This is a genomic window from Stenotrophomonas sp. STEN009, assembly GCF_056760395.1.
Window position 1 is genome coordinate 76,240 of sequence record NZ_JBRRES010000005.1, and the last position, 19,361, is coordinate 95,600.

The window sequence follows — 19,361 nt, forward strand, 5'->3', positions numbered from 1 at the left end:
GGGGATTACGTGCTCCTGTCTAGCGAAGGCTGGATGAGAGCGGGCGTCAGCGCAGCATCTGCTGCAGCGCGCCCGCGATGTCGGTGAAGGCTCCATTGAGGTCGGGGCCTGCGGTTGCCGTCGTCCGCGCCAGGGGCCTGCCCTGCGCGGCGACGATGATCTTCAGGGAGCGCAGCAGGCGTGCGGCCGCTTCGGCCTGCGGGTGGCCTTCGCGCTGTGCGCGCAGCAGCGTCTGCACTGCGGTGTTGTCGAGGTTGAGATACAGCCGCGACGGTGCACGCGATTCGATGCGTGCAGTGAACTGGCGGGCCAGCCGCAGCGCGGCCATCGACACACGCTTGTCGTTCTCGTCGTCCTCCAGCCGCTGCTTCAGTTCGGCCTCGCGGTCGGGCACCACCACCACCGGCAGTGCCTCCGGACTGAAGCGCGCCGGCAGCAGCTGCTCACCATCGCCCAACTGCTCACGCAGCCAGGCCAGCTGCGCCTCATCGAGGCTGTCATCGGTACGGAACAGCGCGCGGTTGCCCTGCTCGGTGCCCAGTTCCACCAGGCGCAGGCCCTTGGCCTGGGCCCAGCGACGCAGGAACGGAACCACCGCATAACGATGGCCATGCGCGACCGGCACCCCCATCGCACGGAACAGCATCTCTTCGAAACCGCCACCGTTGTCGAGGATCACATGCACGGCGCCGCGTGCCGGCAGCGCGCTGGCCGGCAGATCGCCCTGCGAGGTCGGCACGCGCACGTGCTCCACCAGCAGTTCGAACAGGCGGTCATCACACAGCGCCGCGCCCAGCAGCGCTTCGTTGTGGCGGGCCAGCACCCGGCGCCAGGCTTCAGGCTGCTGCCGTGCGACCTCGGCCAGGCCATCGATCAACGCTTCCAGCAGGGCGTGCTGCACGGCGCGGTAATGATCATCGCGCTGCAGATCCTCACGACTGGCGGTGGGCGTCAGCCGTGAGGACTCGATCACGCCACCGATGAAGCCGGCCCAGGGCGGCAGCAGGTCACGTGCATCGTCGTCCAGCAGCATGCCGCGCACGAACACCGACAGATTGCGGTTGTCACTGGTGCCATAGGTGGCGCCATCCTGCACCCACAACAGGCCCGTGGCGTCGCTGACGCCATCGGCGCGCAGCGGCAGGGTGACGATGGGCTCGAAGTCATGCTCGAAACGCGCGGCGAACTGCAGGGACTGCCGGCGCGCCTGCACCGGGTGCAGCGCGACCTCGCCCTGCGCCCGCCACGGCGGCGGCTCCGGATTGATCGCCGAGGTGGCGGCACCGATGAAGATTGGTTCGGACAGCAGCGCGCAGTACCGCCCCAGCACCTCGTGCAGGCGTGCTTCGTTGGCCAGCGGCAGGAAGTCGGGGTGCAGTTCCAGCTCCACTTCGGTTCCGATCTCGCGCGCGGGCACTTCGCTGACCGTGTACTGCTCGGCATTGCTGGACACGTACAGATGGCCGAGTTCCGGCGTCTGGTAGGAGGTGGTGCGAACGCTGACCCGACGCGCCAGCACGAAGGCGGACAGGAAGCCGAGACCGAACATGCCGATCAGGCCATCCTCGTCGGCGCCGCCCTGGCGCAGGCCACGGGTGTAGCCGACACCGACGGTCGCCAGGTAATCGTGGATCTCCTGGCGGGTCAGGCCCGCCCCGGTATCGCTGATGCGCAGCACGCCGGCGGTGGCGTCGACCTGGACGGAGATCCGGGAAGGCACGTCCATGCCCGGCTGCTCGATGCGACGGCGGATGATCGAGTCATGCGCGTTCTGCACCAGCTCGCGCAGGGCCACCATCGGCGTGGAGTACAGGTGCTTGCCCAGCACCGTCATCAGTCCATTGAGGTCGACGCCCGCACGGCGGATTTCGGCGGCGGGGGCGGTAAGCGCGGGGTCCTGCATGTAATCGTTTACTCCTGGGCGCGGAAAGGCGCCACAGGGCGCCTTCGTCGAGCGGGAAAAACTAGCACAGCGAGGCTGACCGTAGCCGCATCTGACGTCTGCAGGGTCTGGCCCATGCCCGGCGGTCCTTCGCCGGTGAAGCAGACGCGCGGGGCCGGCTCAACAGGATCGCGGCCGCCGGCGCGCCTCCGATGGAATCACGCTGCGTCGATCGCCTCGGACAGGCGCTCCACGGCGATCACCTCCATGCCCTTGACCGAGCCCCCCTTGGGCGCATTGGCCTTCGGCACGATCGCACGCCTGAAACCATGGGTGGCCGCCTCGCGCAGCCGGTCCTCACCATTGGGCACCGGGCGGATCTCGCCGGACAGGCCCACTTCGCCGAAGGCGATGGTCTTCTCGGCCAACGGCCGGTCCTGCAGCGACGACAGCACCGCCAGCAGCACCGGGAGGTCGGCGGCCGTCTCCTGCACGCGGATGCCGCCGACGACATTGACGAACACATCCTGGTCGCCCACCAGCACACCGCCGTGCCGGTGCAGCACCGCCAGCAGCATGGCCAGACGGTTCTGCTCCAGGCCTACGGCGACACGGCGCGGGTTGGACAGCGGCGACGCATCGACCAGCGCCTGTACCTCCACCAGCAGCGGACGGGTTCCTTCACGGGTCACCATCACGCAGCTGCCGGGCTGATGCGTACTGCCACCGGACAGGAAGATGGCCGACGGATTGGAGACCTCCTTCAGGCCCTTGTCGCCCATGGCGAACACGCCCAGCTCGTTGACCGCGCCGAAACGGTTCTTGAACGCACGCAGCAGCCGGAAGCGGCTGCCGCTTTCGCCTTCGAAGTACAGCACCGCATCGACCATGTGTTCCAGCACACGCGGGCCGGCGATGCCACCTTCCTTGGTGACGTGGCCGACCAGGAACACGGCGGTGCCGGTTTCCTTGGCGAAACGCACCAGCCGTGCGGCACTCTCGCGTACCTGGCTGACCGACCCCGGTGCGGCGGTCAGGCTTTCCGTCCACAGCGTCTGCACCGAGTCGGCCACGATCAGGCGCGGGCCGGCCTTGGCCGCGTGCTGGAGGATGGACTCGACGCCGGTTTCAGCGAGCGCGTTGACGCCATCCAGGGGCAGTTCCAGCCGATGCGCGCGACCGGCCACCTGGGCCAAAGACTCCTCGCCGGTGACGTAGAGCACCGGCAGCTCGGCCGCCATCCTGGCGACCGCCTGCAGCAGCAGGGTCGACTTGCCGATGCCGGGATCGCCGCCGACCAGCACCACCGCCCCCTCCACCAGGCCGCCGCCGAGCACGCGGTCGAACTCGCCGATGCCGGTGCTGACCCGGCGATGCTCGGTCTGCTCCACGTCCTTCAGGGCGGTGATCTTCGGCGGATCGACCTTGCCCGCCCAGCCGGCCCGCCGCGATGCCGGCGCCTTGGCCGCCGCCGCGCTTTCCAGGACGATTTCCGACAGCGAATTCCAGGCATTGCACTCGGTGCACTGGCCCTGCCATTTGCTGTACTCGGCGCCGCATTCATTGCAGACGTAGGCGGTGCGGGCTTTTGCCATCTGGGAATTTCCTGCGGCGGGGACGGGCGTGGCAGGATAGCCGAGCCCGGTCGCAGGTGCTGCGACCGCTCAAGTACCGCCCACCTGCGCCGATAGGGGTCGCGGGCGTGCGCCTTGCGGGCGCCCCTCCCTTTCCCACTGGATTCAACATGACTGGAAGTTACAGTCAGAGCCTGGTCGCCATCTCTCTGCTGGTGGCCATTCTTGCTTCGTACACGGCCCTGGACATGGCCGGGCGTGTCGCCAGCGCGCAGGGACGCGTCGCCCGCTGGTGGCTGGCTGGTGGCGCCGCCGCGATGGGCCTGGGCATCTGGTCGATGCACTTCATCGGCATGCTGGCGTTCGACCTGCCGATCCCGATCGGTTACGACCTGGCCATCACCCTCTACTCCCTGGCCGTGTCGATCGGCGCATCGGCCTATGCGCTGTGGCTGGTCTCCCGCCCCAGCCTGCCGCGACGGCGGCTGCTGGCCGGTGCGGTGCTGATGGGCACCGGCATCGCCGCCATGCATTACCTGGGCATGGCCGCCATGCGCATGCAGCCTGGCATCGACTACCACCCAGGATGGTTCGCGACATCGATCGTGGTGGCCATCGGCGCAGCCGGCGCTGCGCTGTGGATCGCCTTCCGCCTGCGCACCGAGCAGCGCAACACGCTGCGCCTGCGCCTGCTCGCCTCGCTGGTGATGGGGCTGGCCATCGTCGGCATGCATTACACCGGCATGGCGGCCGCACGCTTCGCGGACGGCAGCATCTGCGGTGCCGTGGTCAACGGCGGCATCGATGCCCGCTGGCTGGCGGTACTGGTCATCGTCACCACCGTAGCGACGCTTGGCATCGCGCTGGTGGCCTCCCTGTTCGATCGCCAGATGCGGGTCCGCACCGGGCTGCTGGCCGATTCGCTCGCGCACGCCAACAACCGGCTGATCCAGGCCGCGCTGCACGACCCGCTGACCCAGCTGCCCAACCGCATGCTGCTGCAGGACCGCATCGAACAGGCCATCGAGAAGGCCTGCCGGCACCAGCACGCGGTGGCCGTGATGTTCTGCGATCTTGACGGATTCAAGGCGGTCAACGACGCCTACGGTCATCAACTGGGTGATCGCCTGCTGGTCGCCGTCGCGCAACGCATCGGCGGCCTGCTGCGACCGCAGGACACCTTCGCGCGCCTGGGCGGGGACGAATTCGTGATCGTGCTGGCGATCGACATCCCGGATGACGCCGTGGTCGTCGCAGAGCGCATCATCGCCGCGGCCAGCGAGCCTTTCATTCTCGACGCGGCAGAGCTGCAGGTCAGCGCCAGCCTCGGCATCGCCCTGTACCCGGATGACGCCGGCAACGAACGCGAGCTGATGGCCCACGCCGATGCAGCCATGTACCACACCAAGGACACCGGCCGGAACGGCTACACGTTCTTCACCCCCTCGATGCAGCTCAGTGCAAACCGCCAGCTGCGGCTGCTGCAGGATCTGCGCAAGGCCATCGCCCGGGACGAACTGGTGCTGCACTACCAGCCGAAATTTCCCGCCGCCGATGCCCCCGCCAGCGGCGCCGAAGCGCTGCTGCGCTGGCAGCACCCGGAACTGGGCCTGCTGGCACCGGACGTGTTCATCCCGATCGCCGAGCGCAGCGGGCTGATCCTGCCGATCGGTGACTGGGTGCTGGATCGCGCCTGCGCCCAGCTGCGTGCGTGGCATGATGCCGGCCATCGCGGCTGGACGATGGCGGTCAACCTGTCTCCCCTGCAGTTCGCCTCGCCGACGCTGCTGGCCAGCGTGCGTGCGGCACTGGAACGACACGCCATCGATCCGCCTCTGCTGACGCTTGAGATCACCGAAACGACTGCGATGAAGAATGTCGACGCGAGCCTGGCGATTCTCAACGATCTCACCGCGATGGGCGTGCACATCGCCATCGACGATTTCGGCACCGGCTATTCCAGCCTGCTCTACCTCAAGCGCATGCCGGCCACCGAGCTGAAGATCGACCGGGCCTTCGTGCACGACCTGGAACGCAATGCCGAAGACGCCGCGATCGTCTCCTCGATCATCGCCCTGGGCCGTACGCTGCAGTTGCAGGTGGTGGCCGAGGGCGTGGAGACCCAGGCCCAGCGCGAGTACCTGAGCGAACTGGGCTGCGACCAGCTGCAGGGCTACCACCTGGGTCGGCCGATGGATGCCGAGGAGTTCCTGCGCAAGGTGGGGTGAGGCCCGTCGTGCGAGGTCGGAGCCCTCGCCTGCGACATGGGGTCCGACCCCATCCACCCGACAACAGAAAGGCCGCCCGGGGGCGGCCTTTCTGCGTGGCAACGTCGCGGGGACGTCAGTGCATCATATGCACGTTCATGTTGTGCATGACCCACAGGGTGCCGACCACGATGATGCCGATCACCACGATGGTGAAGGCAGCAGCGTTGACGTTCCAGCGGCTCTCCGAGGAGCGGTCCAGGTGCAGGAAGAACACCAGGTGGACCAGCATCTGCAGCACGGCGGTGATCGCGATCACCACACCGTTGACGGTGCGGGAGAAGTCGCCCGACATCACCATCCAGAACGGGATGACGGTCAGCACCACTGCCAGCACGAAGCCGATCAGGTACGACTTCACGCTGCCGTGGCTTTCGCCACCGGTGCCATGATCGTGTGCGTGGTTGTCATGTGCCATTACAGCGCTCCATTGAGGTAGACGACGGAGAACACGCCGATCCAGATCAGGTCCAGGAAGTGCCAGAACAGGCTCAGGCACGCCATGCGGGTCTTGTTGGTCGGGGTCAGGCCGTACTTCTTCAGCTGCACGAACATCACCAGCAGCCACAACAGGCCGGCGCTGACGTGCAGGCCGTGGGTACCGACCAGGGCGAAGAACGCCGACAGGAAGGCACTGCGGTCCGGACCATAGCCCTGGTGGATCAGGTGCTGGAATTCCCACACTTCCATGCACATGAAGCCGAAGCCCAGCAGCCAGGTGATTGCCAGCCACAGGTACATCTGGCCCACCTGCTTGCGGTGCAGGGCGATCATGCCCAGACCGAAGGTCAGCGAGGAGGTCAGCAGCAGCGCGGTTTCCCAGGCCACGAACGACAGTTCGAACAGGTCCTTCGGACCGGGGCCACCATCGGTGCCGCCGGCCAGCACCACATAGGTGGCGAACAGCGACGCGAAGATGAGGCAGTCGCTCATCAGGTACACCCAGAAACCGAAGACGGTGTTGCCGCCGGTGTCGTGATGCTCGTGGTCGTCATGGCCATGGGCCGCCGCATGCGCGGCGTGCCCGTGGCTCAGGGTCGAGGTATTGGTGCTCATGCCTTCAGCTCCGACTTCACCAGGCCCTGGGCTTCCAGGTGCTTGCGGTGTTCGTTCTCGATGCGTTCCACCTCGGCGGCCGGGACCCAGTAGTCCACGTCCTGGTCGAAGGTGCGGTAGATGAACGTGGCGATCATGCCGACGAAGCCGACGATGGCCAGCCACCAGATGTGCCAGATCATCGCGAAGCCGAACACCAGGCTGAAGGCACCGATGACAACACCCGTGCCGGTATTGCGCGGCATGTGGATGTCGGTGTACTTCGCCGGCTTCGGCCAGGCCTCACCGCGCTGCTTGCGCTCCCAGAAATCGTCCAGCTCGGTGACGTCCGGCAGCGTGGCGAAGTTGTAGAACGCCGGCGGCGAAGAGGTTTCCCACTCCAGCGTACGGGCATCCCACGGATCGCCGGTCAGGTCGACGGTCTTCTTGCGGTCGCGGATCGACACGGCCACCTGGATGATCTGGCACAGGATGCCGGCACCGACGATGAAGGCACCTGCAGCAGCAACCAGCAGCAGCGGCTCATAGGCCGGATTGACCGTGCTCTGCAGGCGACGGGTCATGCCCATGAAGCCCAGCACGTACATCGGCATGAAGGTCACGTAGAAGCCGATGAACCAGCACCAGAACGCACACTTGCCCCAGAACTCGTTGAGGCGGAAGCCGAACATCTTCGGCCACCAGTAGGTGATGCCCGCGAACATGCCGAACACCACGCCGCCGATGATCACGTTATGGAAGTGCGCGATCAGGAACAGGCTGTTGTGCAGCACGAAATCGATGGCCGGGATGGCCAGCATCACGCCGGTCATGCCGCCGATGGTGAAGGTGACCATGAAGCCGATCGTCCACAGCACCGGCGTGGTGAACTGCACGCGCCCGCGGAACATGGTGAACAGCCAGTTGAAGATCTTCACGCCCGTGGGAATGGAGATGATCATCGTCGTGATGCCGAAGAAGGCATTGACGTTTGCACCCGAACCCATGGTGAAGAAGTGGTGCAGCCACACGATGAACGACAGCACGCCGATGCAGGCGGTGGCGTAGACCATGCCCTTGTAACCGAACAGGGCCTTGCGCGAATACGTGGCGATCACTTCCGAGAACACGCCGAACGCCGGCAGGACCAGGATGTACACCTCCGGGTGGCCCCAGATCCAGATCAGGTTGATGTACAGCATGGCGTTGCCGCCACCGTCATTGGTGAAGAAGTGCGTACCCAGGTAACGGTCCAGGGTCAGCAGCACCAGGGTGATGGTCAGCACCGGGAAGGCAGCGACGATCAGCACGTTGGTCACCAGGGCAGTCCAGGTGAACACCGGCATCTGCATCAGCTTCATGCTCGGCGTGCGCATCTTGAGGATGGTGATGAAGAAGTTGATACCACTCAGCGTGGTACCCAGACCCGCCACCTGTAGACCCCAGATGTAGTAGTCCATGCCTACGCTTGGACTGTATTCGATCCCCGACAAGGGCGGGAATGCCAGCCAGCCGGTGGCGGCGAACTCACCGATCCACAGCGACAGCATGATCAGCACCGCACCGGCGACGAACAGCCAGAAGCTGAGCGAGTTGACGAACGGGAACGCGACGTCGCGCGCACCGATCTGCAGCGGCACGGCCAGATTCATCAGGCCGGTGATCAACGGCATCGCCACGAAGAAGATCATGATCACGCCGTGGGCGGTGAAGATCTGGTCGTAGTGGTGCGGCGGCAGGTAACCCTCGGAGCCACCGACGGCGATGGCCTGCTGGGTGCGCATCATGATCGCGTCGGAGAAACCGCGCAGCAGCATGACGAAGGCGACGATGAGGTACATCACGCCGATCTTCTTGTGATCCACCGAGGTGAACCACTCCTTCCACAGATAGCCCCACAGCTTGAACTTGGTGATCAGGGCGACGACGCCCAGGCCACCCAGCACCGCACCGACCAGTGTGGTCAGCACGATCGGATCGTGGGGGATCGACTCAAGAGAGAGTTTTCCCAGCATGTTCATTCTCCCGAGCCCGCATGACCGGCGTGGCCGGCGTGCTCGTGTTCAGTGGCATCCAGGTTTTCCCCGGACTCCTTGGACTTGTGCTCTTCGCTCGGGGCGTGGCCTTCGTGCCCTTCATGGCTGGCAGCATCGGCGGCAGCGGCGCCCGCATGGGCGTGCTTCATGCCGTAGTGCTTGTTGTCGCCCATGTGCTTGGCGATGACCCAGTCGAACAGGCCCTCCTCGGACCGGCCGTAGTAGGTCACCGGATACCACTCGGCATTGCGCGCTTCACCCAGGGCCTTGAACGAAGCCTTGTCCAGCGTCTGCTCACCGGCGCGGACCTGGTCCAGCCACTGGCGGTACTCGGCATCGGTGACCGAATAGGCAGTGAAGTGCATCTTGGCGAAGCCCGCACCGCTGTAGTGCGAGGACATGCCCGGGAATTCACCGGTTTCGTTGGCGATCAGGTGGAGCTTGGTCTCCATCGCCGCCATCGAATAGATCATGCTGCCCAGGTGCGGGATGAAGAAGGCATTCATCACCGTGTCGGAGGTGATCTTGAAGTTCAGCGGAGTGTTGACCGGGAACTTGATCTCGTTGACGACCGCGATCTTCTCTTCCGGATAGATGAACAGCCACTTCCAGTCCAGCGAGATCGCCTCGATGGTGACCGGCTTGACGTCCGATTCCAGCGGCTTGTACGGATCCAGCGCGTGCGAGGAGCGCCAGGTCAGCACGGCCAGCACCAGCACGATCATGCAGGGGATCGACCACACCACCACCTCGATCGCCGTCGAGTGCGACCACTTCGGCTCGTAACGGGCCTTGGTGTTGGAAGCGCGGTACTTCCACGCGAAGGTCAGGGTCATGATGATGACCGGGATGACGACCAGCAGCATGAGCACGGTGGCCGTGATCAGCAGGGTCTTCTCATCCTGGCCGATCTGGCCCTTCGGACTGAGGATGGCCACGGCATCGCAGCCGGTGAGCATCACCAGCACTGCGAGCAGCAGGCCCGGGCGCAGCCAGCGCCCAAGGGTTTTCAACGGAATCATCGGTCGATCCAATTGCGAGGGAATGCCGTTCCCCGTCCTGCCCGCTCCGGCCAAAGCCGGTCCCACCCGTCCGGAGACAGGCAGGGAGGTGGGGTCGAGTCAGCCTTGCAATTTTAGGCCGTCACCCACCATTTAAGAAAGGCATTGACAATGATCCTCCGCAGGAAAGGCCCCATTCTGGCTGCGACACGTTGTCGCACCGTGCGCGCAATGGGGCGCGGAGCATCGCAGCCGCAGGTGTCGCCACGCCGGAATCCCTCGTTCGGCAAAGTCGAATGAACGCATTCAGGAACTGTGGCATGCTGACGCGCGTGCGATGCTGTCCGTCTACTGGAGATCTCCAATGGGCAAAGTCGATTTCAAGACGCTTGACCGCACCCTGTACCGGGCGCCGACCGGCGACTTCGTCCTGCTCCAAGTGCCCTCCCTGCCGTTCGTGATGGTTGACGGCCGCGGCGACCCCAACACGGCAATCGCCTACGCCGAGGCCGTACGCTGGCTTTACTCCGTCAGCTATGCGTTGAAGTTCGCCCTCAAGGCGGTGGGACAGGACCATGTGGTTGCGCCGCTGGAGGGGCTCTGGAGCGCTGAGGATCCGGGCAGCTTCGTCGCCCGCCGCAAGGACGAATGGACCTGGACCCTGATGATCCGCACCCCGGATGCCGTCGACACGCCGCGGTTCGCTGCAGCAACGGAGAAGGTGAGGGCGAAGCTCGGTGCGCCACCCTCCAGCCTGCGCCTGCAGCGGCTGGAGGAGGGTCTCTGCCTGCAAACGCTGCACGTGGGCCCCTATGAGGATGAAGGCCCGACACTCGCGAGGCTGCACCAGGAGGTGATGCCATCGCTGGGCTACACGTTTGCCGGCCCGCACCATGAGATCTATCTGAGCGACCCACGGAAGACCGCTCCTTCGCGACTCAAGACACTCCTGCGCCAACCTGTGCGGGCGGTAGAGGCGGATGAGCCGCCGGTGGACGCCCCCGCCCGGCGGGCGAGGACGTCCTCCCTGCATCAGAACCGGTAACCCAGCCCCAGCTGCACGCCATTCTGCAGCTGGCCGTCGCGGCGCTCGCCCACATAGTCGACCATCACCGACAGCCGCTCGCTGGCCCGGCTGGTCACACCCAGGTTCCAGCTCAGCACCTGCTCCCCCACCGTCTGGCTGTTGCTGCCGAACATCATCCGCATGGGCCAGATACGCAATGACGTCCGCCTCAATCGGCGGGGGAACCGCGGATGAAGGCAGTCAGCGAAGCACGGGGGGCTCGCCACCCGATGGCAGGAACTCGACTGCCACCCCTCGCCGCTCCCCGCCAGCCGGTACCTTGACTGCGCTGCGCCAGCGCGCCGCCGCCGCCCGCGCAGCCTGGTCCAGCGCCAGGACGCCGCTGCTCCTCTGCACAAGGACCGAGGTCACCTGCCCGTCCTCCCAGACATCAACCACCAGCAACACACGCACGTTACGGGCAACGACGGTGCCTTCCGGCAAAGGCGGCAACGGCTCGGGTGTGAAGCCGGCCGCGGCCAGATCCACACGTAGCGTTCCCCGATCGCCCTCCGCCGTATTGGGCGGCCCGCCGTCTTCCTGCGCAGGGGCTGCGGGCGCCCGGGGCCGCGGCGGCACCCACAACCCTGTGCCATCGGCCAGCGTTCCGCGTGGCGGCAGCGCTCGCTCTGCGTCGGGCTCATCCGAGGGCGACGTCACCGACACCACTGGCACGCCCGGCTCTGCCATCCCGCCAGGCGAGGCCGCCGTGTCGCCGCCAGCGTCATCACTTGTACCCTCAGAAACCTTGTCGGCAGCCGGCCCGAGCAGCGCCGAGGCCCGCGCCTCCAGAATGCGGGAGCGCTCCCTGCTGCCGCGCGACATCATGATGGCCCCCAGGCGCACGTCGCTGCCCAGCAGGATGTTGCCGGTATTGAGGTAGTCACGCGAGTCCACGCCGCTGCGCAGCCGTCGTTCCAACTGGCCGGCTACCACGCGCGCGCCCAGCGCCAGTTCCTCGTCCTGGTCGGCCATCACTTCGCTGTAGGCCTCCCATACAGGAACTTCGTTGGGCGCATAGGCCAGCGCCTGTTCCAAGAGGGTCTGTATCCGATACAGGCGCTCCTGCAATGACAACTCGTCCAACGCAGGGGGCAGCTGCCGCCTGCCGAAGAAGCTGCGCACCGACAGCGCTCGCATGTCCTCGGTCAACAGCGCCAGAGCAATGGCCGGGCGGCGTGGCGACGCAGCCCACATCTGCCGAAGCAGTTCGGTCGATTCCGCGTCCAGCGCCCTGTATTCCGGGCTCCTCCTTGCCTCCAGCACACTGCGATCGATGGCACCGGTACGGCTGGGCGGAGAGAGCGCGTTCATCTTGCCCACCACGGCGCTGTACTGGTCGCGCAGGCGCGCGAACTCGCGCGTATGGTCAGACGTGCGCGGCCAGAGCCGAGCAGATGCCTTCAGCTCGCTCAACAGGTGATCGACCTGCGCCACGTCTCTGCGGGCACCAGCGCGCATCGCCGCCTCCACTGTCTGCAGCGAGTCCTGCTCGAACGCCTCGCGCGAACTCCATTGCCGCTGCCCGCGCGCCAAGTCGTTCGCCGCTATGTAGACCTGGCGCGGTGCGTCGCGATCAGCAGAGCCTCCGCCACCAGAGATCACTACCACCACGACGAAACCCAAGCCCAGCATCAGAGCCGCCACCAGGTAATTGCCGGACCGATCCAGCCAGGCCACGCGCAGCAGCGACAGCACCGAAGCCGTGCCGCCCAGCATCACCGCCGCGCGGAAGGCAGCGCGGCCATCGCTGATGGATGGGCGAGCACCCAGATGGCCCAGGACATCAAACGTGGAGTAAACCAGACCGCCCAGCCACGCCCACAACGGCGTCAGGCCAATCAGAACCGCCAGCAGCACGGCAAGCCAGCCCAGCCACTTCACGGCCGCCTACTCATGATCAAGCCCGGCACGCACAGGATGTAGAACAGCACGCCCAGCAGGAGCATGCCGGACTGCACGGCCAGCTCAAAGCCATCCCACCAGCCCGGCGAGGGCAGCGCGTCGTAGGCACGCCAGGCCGGCATGCCCCAGCCGGCCACCCAGCCCAGCACCAGGGTGCCGACCGCCGCCATCGTAACCCGCGACCCCAGGCCGGGAAGCTGACTGGTTGTGGCAGCAGCGCCCGGAGCGGCCGGCCTTGCCACCGGGCGGGCGGCTGCCGCCTGCCGCAGTGGCTGGGCCGTGCGGGTACGTTTCCGCTTGCGACCGCGGCCCTTGCCGCCGTTCGTCTGCTGTGCCACGCGCGCACTGCGTGCGACCAGGCCGGCGCGCGCGCACGCCGCGCAGGGTAGCCCGGCAAAGTGCTGGTGGCTGGCATCCTGACTGCACGCCACCAACTGGCCGCCGCTTCGCTGCGCGTAGCCCATCAGCAGCGACGACCACTCCTGCGCCGATGGACGGCGCTGCGGCTGCGCCGAGAACGCGCGATCAAACAGATCGCGCAGAGCCGGCGGGAACATTTCATGGCCACTGACCGGTGCGGGCAGCAGGCGGCTGATGCCGCGCCGGCCGTAGGGATACAACCGCGCAGCGATGCGCCCAGGCAGGTCGTTGGGCACGTCGCCCCCCTGGGGGCGCCCGGCGTACGGATGCAGGCCCGAATTGAGCAGCTGGAATACGATCACCGCCAATGCGAAGCGATCCTGCGCCTCTTCCTCGCCAGGCGTGACCCCACGCTGCTGGAACTCGGCCGCCAGATAATCGGTGGTCACCTGGCCGGCCGGGAAACGCTCGTCCTTGCCCTGGATGCTGAAGCCATCGCAATCAAGCATGGCGATGAACAGCGAATCGCGGTAGAAGCGGACATTCAGCGGCTTGAGATCGACCACGTAGTGCTGACAGCGGTGCAAGGCAGCCAAGGTCGCCGCCAGATTCGCAGCCAGGGTCATCTTCGCGCCCAGACCGGTGGGCAGCTTTTCAACGCGTGCCTGCCGTTCCTGCAGTACATGCTCAAGATCGGTGGTGGCCGACACGTCCAGGATCGGCATGCTGAAGCCGATGAAGCGCCCGCCACGGTCACGGAGCAGACCGGTCGGCCATGCGATCTGCACACGTTCGCGCCCACCCTCACGGAGCGTCGGCAGATCCGGCTGCAGTTCCAGCATTGCCCGCAGCTTGCGCTCGTAGAACGGCACGTCCTTGGCCGAGTGATACAGCTTGGCGACCTCGCGCGGACGCTCCTTCAGAGTGAACACACTGCCGGCGCCACCACTCTTGAGAAGGCGCAGCAGGGTCAGCGGCTGGCGCCGCTGGTCGAAGATGATTTCTCCACTGCGGCCAGGCATGTGCTCAGCCCGGCAATGCGATCAGCAGCGTCTTGTCATCGCCGGTAATGCCATCCGTGCGCGGGTCGGACAAGGTCGCCTGCAAGGCCTGGCTGCCATGTGCTTCATCCACGGCAGAGAGATAGCGCAGCACCGGCCCGAAAAACGGCTGGAACAAGGTGTCCCCTCTGCGTCCCATCGCAAAGGGCTGCACGCCGTCGGACATCAGCACCAGCGCCTGCACCGCCCCTTCGAAACGGGTCAGCCGCAACTGTTGACGCCAATTGGCTCCGGTAACGAACCAGGTTTCGTTGGCGTACTCGCCGTTGGCCGGCAGCGACACTGCATCGGCGGTGCCATCGCTGAACGCGCAGGCGGCGACCCCATCGCCGATATGGAGGAACCAGCCACCACGCGCATCGGCTACTACCCCCACAAGGGTGCAGGCATGGTCGGACAGGCGCAGGCCACGTCCGGCGGCCAACAGCGCCAGTTGACCGCGCGCGTCATCGATGGCCGTTTCGATGATCGGCCGCAGCGCGTCCACGGGCACCGTCAGCGGTGCGTCGCCCAACGCCATTGCCGCCGCCAGTGCAGCGGCGACGCTGCACGACATGTGTTGCGCCCCGACATCGCTGTGCGAGGCCGAGCCGGCACCATCGCAGACCACCGCCACCAGCAGCGCACCGCTGCATACCGCGGCATGCGCGTCCTGGCAGGGCTGCCCGCGATCCACGTGCGACCGCCCCGTAGCCGAGGCAGCCATAACGCGCCAACTCACGGTCAGACCGGCACGTGCGACCAGCTATCGGTCGCCGGCAACTGGACCTGCCCGCCGGGCGTCGAATTGGACACCACGCGCATGCTCGCGCTGAGCCACAGGAACAGCTCCTTGAACTGCAGGCCCTGCAAACGCTTCACCCCGCGCTCGCCATTGCGGCTGAACCGGGCAAGCACACCGAGGTCGGCATTACCCACTGCAATTGGAAACACCGCCACCCTGTTCTGTTCCTCGGCACTGCGGCACTGTTCGGCCACCGCCTCCCAGGCATCGGTCGGTTGGCCATCGGACATCAGGAACAACCATGGCCGCGTGTAGGCCACGCCAGCCTGCCGGAAGCGCTGCTTCTCATCTTCGATTTCCTGCAGGGCAAGCTCCACCGCCGCGCCGGTGGGGGTGGTGCCGTTGGCCTTCAGGGTGGGCGCAGTGAAATCCATTGCATCGCACCAGTCACCACGTACGGCGGCAGTGTCCATGCCACCGTATTCCACCAGCAACACGCGCACACGCTTGGCCGCTATCACATCGTCCTTCAGCTCCTTCTCCAGCAGCTTCAGACCAACGTTGAGCTGTTCGATCGGGCTACCATCCATGCTGCCGGAGCAGTCCAGTACCAGTATCAGCGGTGTGCGCTGTTCGCTGTTATCGACCAGAGAAACGTCAGGAATCGCGCCAATGGACATCGTGGTAAGCCTCCGTGCTATGGATCGGGCCGCTGTATGCGTTGCATCGAGTATAGGCACAGGGGAGAAGGGAAACCATGAGCCGACTTCCGACCCCCCGTGGCAATGCTTGCCACATTTGCCGACGTGCCCGGAATCCGACTCTGTCCAGGGATTATGGAGAGCCAACCGACTCCCTGCCGATACCGTCGTTCTGGAACATCTGTTCAGCAGCAGGAGGGTCTTTTCGGTGCAAATGCGACACTGGCGTGGGATGTCGCATGTGCTGAAGCAGGGCCATGAAGGCTTCGCTCAGCAATCAGGACTGCCAGCCGTGGGCTGGCACTACTGGGGAATTCGCATTCCGCCGGGCATGGCCCGGCGCTACCAGACCAGGCTACACGTTTGCCGGCCCGCACCATGAGATTCCATCTGAGCGATCCACGGAAGACCGCTCCTTCGCGACTCAAGACACTTCTGCGCCAACCTGTGCGGGCGGTAGAGGCGGATGAGCCGCCGGTGGACGCCCCCGCCCGGCGGGCGAGGACGTCCTCCCTGCATCAGAACCGGTAACCCAGCCCCAGCTGCACGCCATTCTGCAGCTGGCCGTCGCGGCGCTCGCCCACATAGTCGACCATCACCGACAGCCGCTCGCTGGCCCGGCTGGTCACACCCAGGTTCCAGCTCAGCACCTGCTCCCCCACCGTCTGGCTGTTGCTGCCGAACACCAGATCCGGCGCCGCCGCAAAGCCGGTGCTGTAGCGGGCCTGCGTATCGCCCAGCTCCTTCTGCCACACCACCCGCGCCCGCGGGGTGATGCGCTCGCCGTTGTTGCCCTCGAAGGTCTTGAACAGCTGCAGGCCCGCACCGACCCGGATGCTCTCCAGGCTGCCGCCACGCCCGGCCAGCGCCGCCACGCCCTGCCCTTCGTTGAACCGCGTCGCGGAGGTGCGCGCATAGTCCACCACCGGCAGCAGCGGCTGGATCACCACGCCCTTGCCGCTGGTGAAGGAGAACGCATGTTCCACCCGCGCGGAGATCGCATCGTTGCTGTACTTCGCACGCAGCGGGTCCTGCAGGCCCTCGATGCCGGCGATGCTGCGCCGGGTGTCGTGGCGCAGGTCGGTGTAGCGCACCGCCGCGGACAGATAACCGCGTGCGTAGATCGCGTCCAGGTAACCGCCCACATCCAGCGCACGCACGTCGCCGGTGAAGCTGGAGGCGCCACGGGCCTTGGTCGACATATCCGCGGCCGCCACGCTCACGCCCAGGCCGACACGGTCATCGGCCAGGCGCGTATCGGCACCGACCACGATGCCGCCCACGGTATGGCTCATCCCGGCCACGCCAGCATCGGCATCGATGCGGCCATGGCTGGCGAAGCCGCGTGCCCACAGACCGTGGCCACGCTGGCCATCACCGCTGGCCCCCGCACCTGCTGCCGTCGGCTCGACCAGATGCATTGCCAGCTGGTTGAACAGGGTGCCATGGCGCATGCCCGGCTGTGCCGACATCGACTGCGCGACCTGCGCGGCCAGGCCATCGGCATCGCCACCGGCACTGCGCATCGCCGCCTGATGCTGCTGGACCACGTTGCCGATGCTGCCCAGCAGGGCGTTGTCGGCCAGGCGCAGGGTGGCGTGCGCATCGCCACGCAGCGCGCCGGCCTGCTGCGCGACCACGTCGCGGTCGGCAAACTGCAGTGCGCCCAGCAGCGGCTCCAGCGCCGACGCCGGCTGCGACGCGGCCGTCCTCAATGCCTGGCCGAGGCCCGCGCCCGACGCCACGTTGGCGAACGGAGACACGTCATCGAAGGCCGGATTGGCGACCGCCCAGATGCCGTCGCCGGTCTGCACGATATTGAACGTGAGCAGCGAGTTCTCGCGCGGATGGAACCTGCGCTGTGCCGTGTCGGCACTGGTCAGATCGGCACTGTAGCCCGAGCCGTCCTGCCGCTCGGCACGGGTGAAGGCGACCTGTCCGGCTTGCAGCTGCGGCACGCTGGCGTCGAACTCGCTGTCACTGTCGTTCAACAGCGCGGTGGTCAGCTCGTTGCCTTCCTTGCTGCCATAGATACGTCCCTGTACCAGCGGGATCGAAAGATCCTGGCGGTAGTAGCCCGGTGCGATATCCAGCGCGAGCTTGCCGACCGTGCCGCCGATCAGGAAGCCCGGCGCCGTGGTGGCCGCCCCGTTTCCGCAATAGTAGTAGCTGCCTTGGCTGTCGCAGCGATGGACTTCGAATGCGTCCAGTACAAGGCCCGCCTGGCGCGTCTCCGGGGTGATGTCGAACAGCAGCCGGCCGGCATTGGGATAGGCGAAGCTGACATAGCCGTTGACCGTCAACGGGCCGCCCTGCGGATGAAGATCGCCACCGGCCACCCTCACCCGCGCCACCTGCGGAACATTCCAGGGGAAGTCGGGATAGTCCGGGTCCCCGACATAGGCCGTCGCGCCGATGGTTCCATGCCCCTTCAGTGCGGCCCCTGGATCCAGCGTCACGACGGCCGTGGAGATTCGACCACCGGCCATCGCCACCTCACCTCCACGCCGGACCAGCAGCGTATCGCTGTTGTCCAGTTCGCCGGTCGAGGCGAGGGACAGCGAACCGTCCACGATCGTGCTCCCGGCCTTCAGCAGACCGTCCCTCACATCGACGGCACCGTTGCGTCCTATCACGCTGTTGCCGGTAAGCAGGCTGCTCTGCGCTGTGATGTCCAGCCTCCCCGAGTCCACCCACAGAATCGACGCACCGCTGTCTTCCGTCGCGGACCAATGGGCGCCCGCGGTGAGCTTGATCACGCCAAAGGCATCGCCGCCGACGACCTTGTCCACGTCCACATCGCGCACATAGGAGAACTGCGCGGGATCGAATGCCGGATTGATGTTTCCGCTCACCTGCTTACCATCGATGATCAGGACATCGTTGGTCGTTGCATAGTCCATCGAGGTCGCCACCCTGTCGCTGAACAGCGTCACGTCCGGATAGGCCGTGCAGCCACCGTCCTCGCTGGTGTCGCGCGTCGGGCAGAAGCGGGTCGCGATGGCCATCGTGGCCGGATCGAAATAGCGCAGGAAGCCGGAGCTTTCCGTCAGTTCGTAGTGGGCCTGGGTGATCCGGCCTTCAATGACGGCAAAGTCCCTGGCGCCAAACATGTCCCGGTAGTACTGGATGTACTTCTCCTGGCCCGGGTACGGCGTGGGAACACCATCCCGGGCTTCGCCATGAATCCCCAGCACGGTCATGTCGTAACCGTCATACACCGGCAGGGCGAAGCGGGTGATCCGACGATTGACACCGGCGACGAATGCATCGGCACACGCCGAGTAGCAACCACCATCCAGCACGGTATCCAGGCCATTGCGACGGATGACCTCGCCCATGCCAACGCCACCGCTGGCAGCACCACCGGGTGAATTGCGGAAGACGATCTGGCGGATGGTCCGTCCCTGCCGGTTCGCCGCGCTGAGAATGCGCTCCAAGGTCCTGGGATCGCTGCTCTCGACGCCGCCGGAGTAGTAGATCGTGTCGCCGTTAAGATGGAAGGTGCTTGCCTGCGCATCGAGCGTGGAGAGTCCCGCCATCAGAGCGAACGACATCGCCATGCTCAGCCTGGACCGGGAAGTGAGGGGGGAGATCGACGAGTTCGACATGCGGGTTACCTGTGTTCGAGAGAGTGCCGCCCCGCCAACGCCCCTGCCGATGCAGGGCCACTGGACGTCGCAGTGCCATCCGTCGCGCCTGTGGCCGACGACAGGAAGCACTAACGGCCGAAGGTCGCCCTCACCCCC

The 19,361-nt window shown here is 66.1% G+C and carries 14 protein-coding genes; 2 read left to right on the forward strand and 12 right to left on the reverse strand.

The features are described 5' to 3' along the window. Window positions 1-46: 46 nt before the first annotated feature. Complete coding sequence (locus ACVOMM_RS03745) at window positions 47-1,903, reverse strand: ATP-binding protein (RefSeq protein ID WP_180875440.1); 1,857 nt, start codon at window positions 1,901-1,903, stop codon at window positions 47-49. Window positions 1,904-2,100: 197 nt separating this feature from the next. After that, window positions 2,101-3,477: a DNA repair protein RadA gene (radA, locus tag ACVOMM_RS03750; protein WP_053518980.1), complete on the reverse strand. Its 1,377-nt coding sequence runs from the start codon at window positions 3,475-3,477 to the stop codon at window positions 2,101-2,103. 149 nt (window positions 3,478-3,626) lie between these two features. On the opposite strand from radA, the gene ACVOMM_RS03755 reads away from it, so the two are divergent. Continuing rightward, on the forward strand, window positions 3,627-5,684 hold the full coding sequence (locus ACVOMM_RS03755; protein ID WP_053518982.1) for a putative bifunctional diguanylate cyclase/phosphodiesterase: 2,058 nt from the start codon (window positions 3,627-3,629) through the stop codon (window positions 5,682-5,684). Between the two features lie 115 nt (window positions 5,685-5,799). Here ACVOMM_RS03755 and cyoD read toward each other — a convergent pair whose 3' ends face one another. Genes cyoD through cyoA form a run of 4 tightly spaced genes read right to left on the reverse strand, consistent with a single transcriptional unit; the run spans window position 5,800 to window position 9,816 of the window. Further along, window positions 5,800-6,141, reverse strand: coding sequence for a cytochrome o ubiquinol oxidase subunit IV (gene cyoD / locus ACVOMM_RS03760; RefSeq protein ID WP_053518984.1), 342 nt, complete (start codon window positions 6,139-6,141; stop codon window positions 5,800-5,802). Beyond that, on the reverse strand, window positions 6,141-6,779 hold the full coding sequence (gene cyoC, locus ACVOMM_RS03765; protein WP_065174633.1) for a cytochrome o ubiquinol oxidase subunit III: 639 nt from the start codon (window positions 6,777-6,779) through the stop codon (window positions 6,141-6,143). Before cyoC ends, cyoD begins: the two co-directional genes overlap by 1 nt. Then, window positions 6,776-8,773: a cytochrome o ubiquinol oxidase subunit I gene (gene cyoB / locus ACVOMM_RS03770; protein WP_053518988.1), complete on the reverse strand. Its 1,998-nt coding sequence runs from the start codon at window positions 8,771-8,773 to the stop codon at window positions 6,776-6,778. The genes cyoC and cyoB overlap by 4 nt, the downstream gene beginning before the upstream one ends. A gap of 2 nt (window positions 8,774-8,775) precedes the next feature. After that, window positions 8,776-9,816: a ubiquinol oxidase subunit II gene (cyoA, locus tag ACVOMM_RS03775; RefSeq protein ID WP_053518989.1), complete on the reverse strand. Its 1,041-nt coding sequence runs from the start codon at window positions 9,814-9,816 to the stop codon at window positions 8,776-8,778. Window positions 9,817-10,159: 343 nt separating this feature from the next. On the opposite strand from cyoA, the gene ACVOMM_RS03780 reads away from it, so the two are divergent. After that, the gene (locus ACVOMM_RS03780) at window positions 10,160-10,840 is read left to right on the forward strand and encodes a GyrI-like domain-containing protein (protein WP_180875439.1); all 681 of its coding nucleotides are present in this window, start codon (window positions 10,160-10,162) and stop codon (window positions 10,838-10,840) included. Here ACVOMM_RS03780 and ACVOMM_RS03785 read toward each other — a convergent pair. The 6 genes from ACVOMM_RS03785 to ACVOMM_RS03810 form a co-directional block, all read right to left on the reverse strand. Further along, window positions 10,828-11,004, reverse strand: coding sequence for a hypothetical protein (locus ACVOMM_RS03785; protein WP_263177825.1), 177 nt, complete (start codon window positions 11,002-11,004; stop codon window positions 10,828-10,830). The genes ACVOMM_RS03780 and ACVOMM_RS03785 overlap by 13 nt on opposite strands. A gap of 58 nt (window positions 11,005-11,062) precedes the next feature. Further along, window positions 11,063-12,745 (reverse strand): TonB family protein, encoded by a 1,683-nt coding sequence (locus ACVOMM_RS03790; RefSeq protein WP_481525903.1) that lies wholly within the window; start codon window positions 12,743-12,745, stop codon window positions 11,063-11,065. Next, window positions 12,742-14,148: a hypothetical protein gene (locus ACVOMM_RS03795; protein WP_368865778.1), complete on the reverse strand. Its 1,407-nt coding sequence runs from the start codon at window positions 14,146-14,148 to the stop codon at window positions 12,742-12,744. Before ACVOMM_RS03795 ends, ACVOMM_RS03790 begins: the two co-directional genes overlap by 4 nt. 4 nt (window positions 14,149-14,152) lie before the next feature. Continuing rightward, window positions 14,153-14,893 (reverse strand): PP2C family serine/threonine-protein phosphatase, encoded by a 741-nt coding sequence (locus ACVOMM_RS03800; RefSeq protein WP_081279709.1) that lies wholly within the window; start codon window positions 14,891-14,893, stop codon window positions 14,153-14,155. Window positions 14,894-14,910: 17 nt separating this feature from the next. Then, window positions 14,911-15,591, reverse strand: a complete 681-nt coding sequence (locus tag ACVOMM_RS03805; protein ID WP_065174626.1) for a vWA domain-containing protein — start codon at window positions 15,589-15,591, stop codon at window positions 14,911-14,913. A gap of 539 nt (window positions 15,592-16,130) precedes the next feature. Continuing rightward, window positions 16,131-19,169 (reverse strand): autotransporter domain-containing protein, encoded by a 3,039-nt coding sequence (locus tag ACVOMM_RS03810; RefSeq protein ID WP_481525904.1) that lies wholly within the window; start codon window positions 19,167-19,169, stop codon window positions 16,131-16,133. Between the last annotated feature and the right edge of the window lie 192 nt (window positions 19,170-19,361).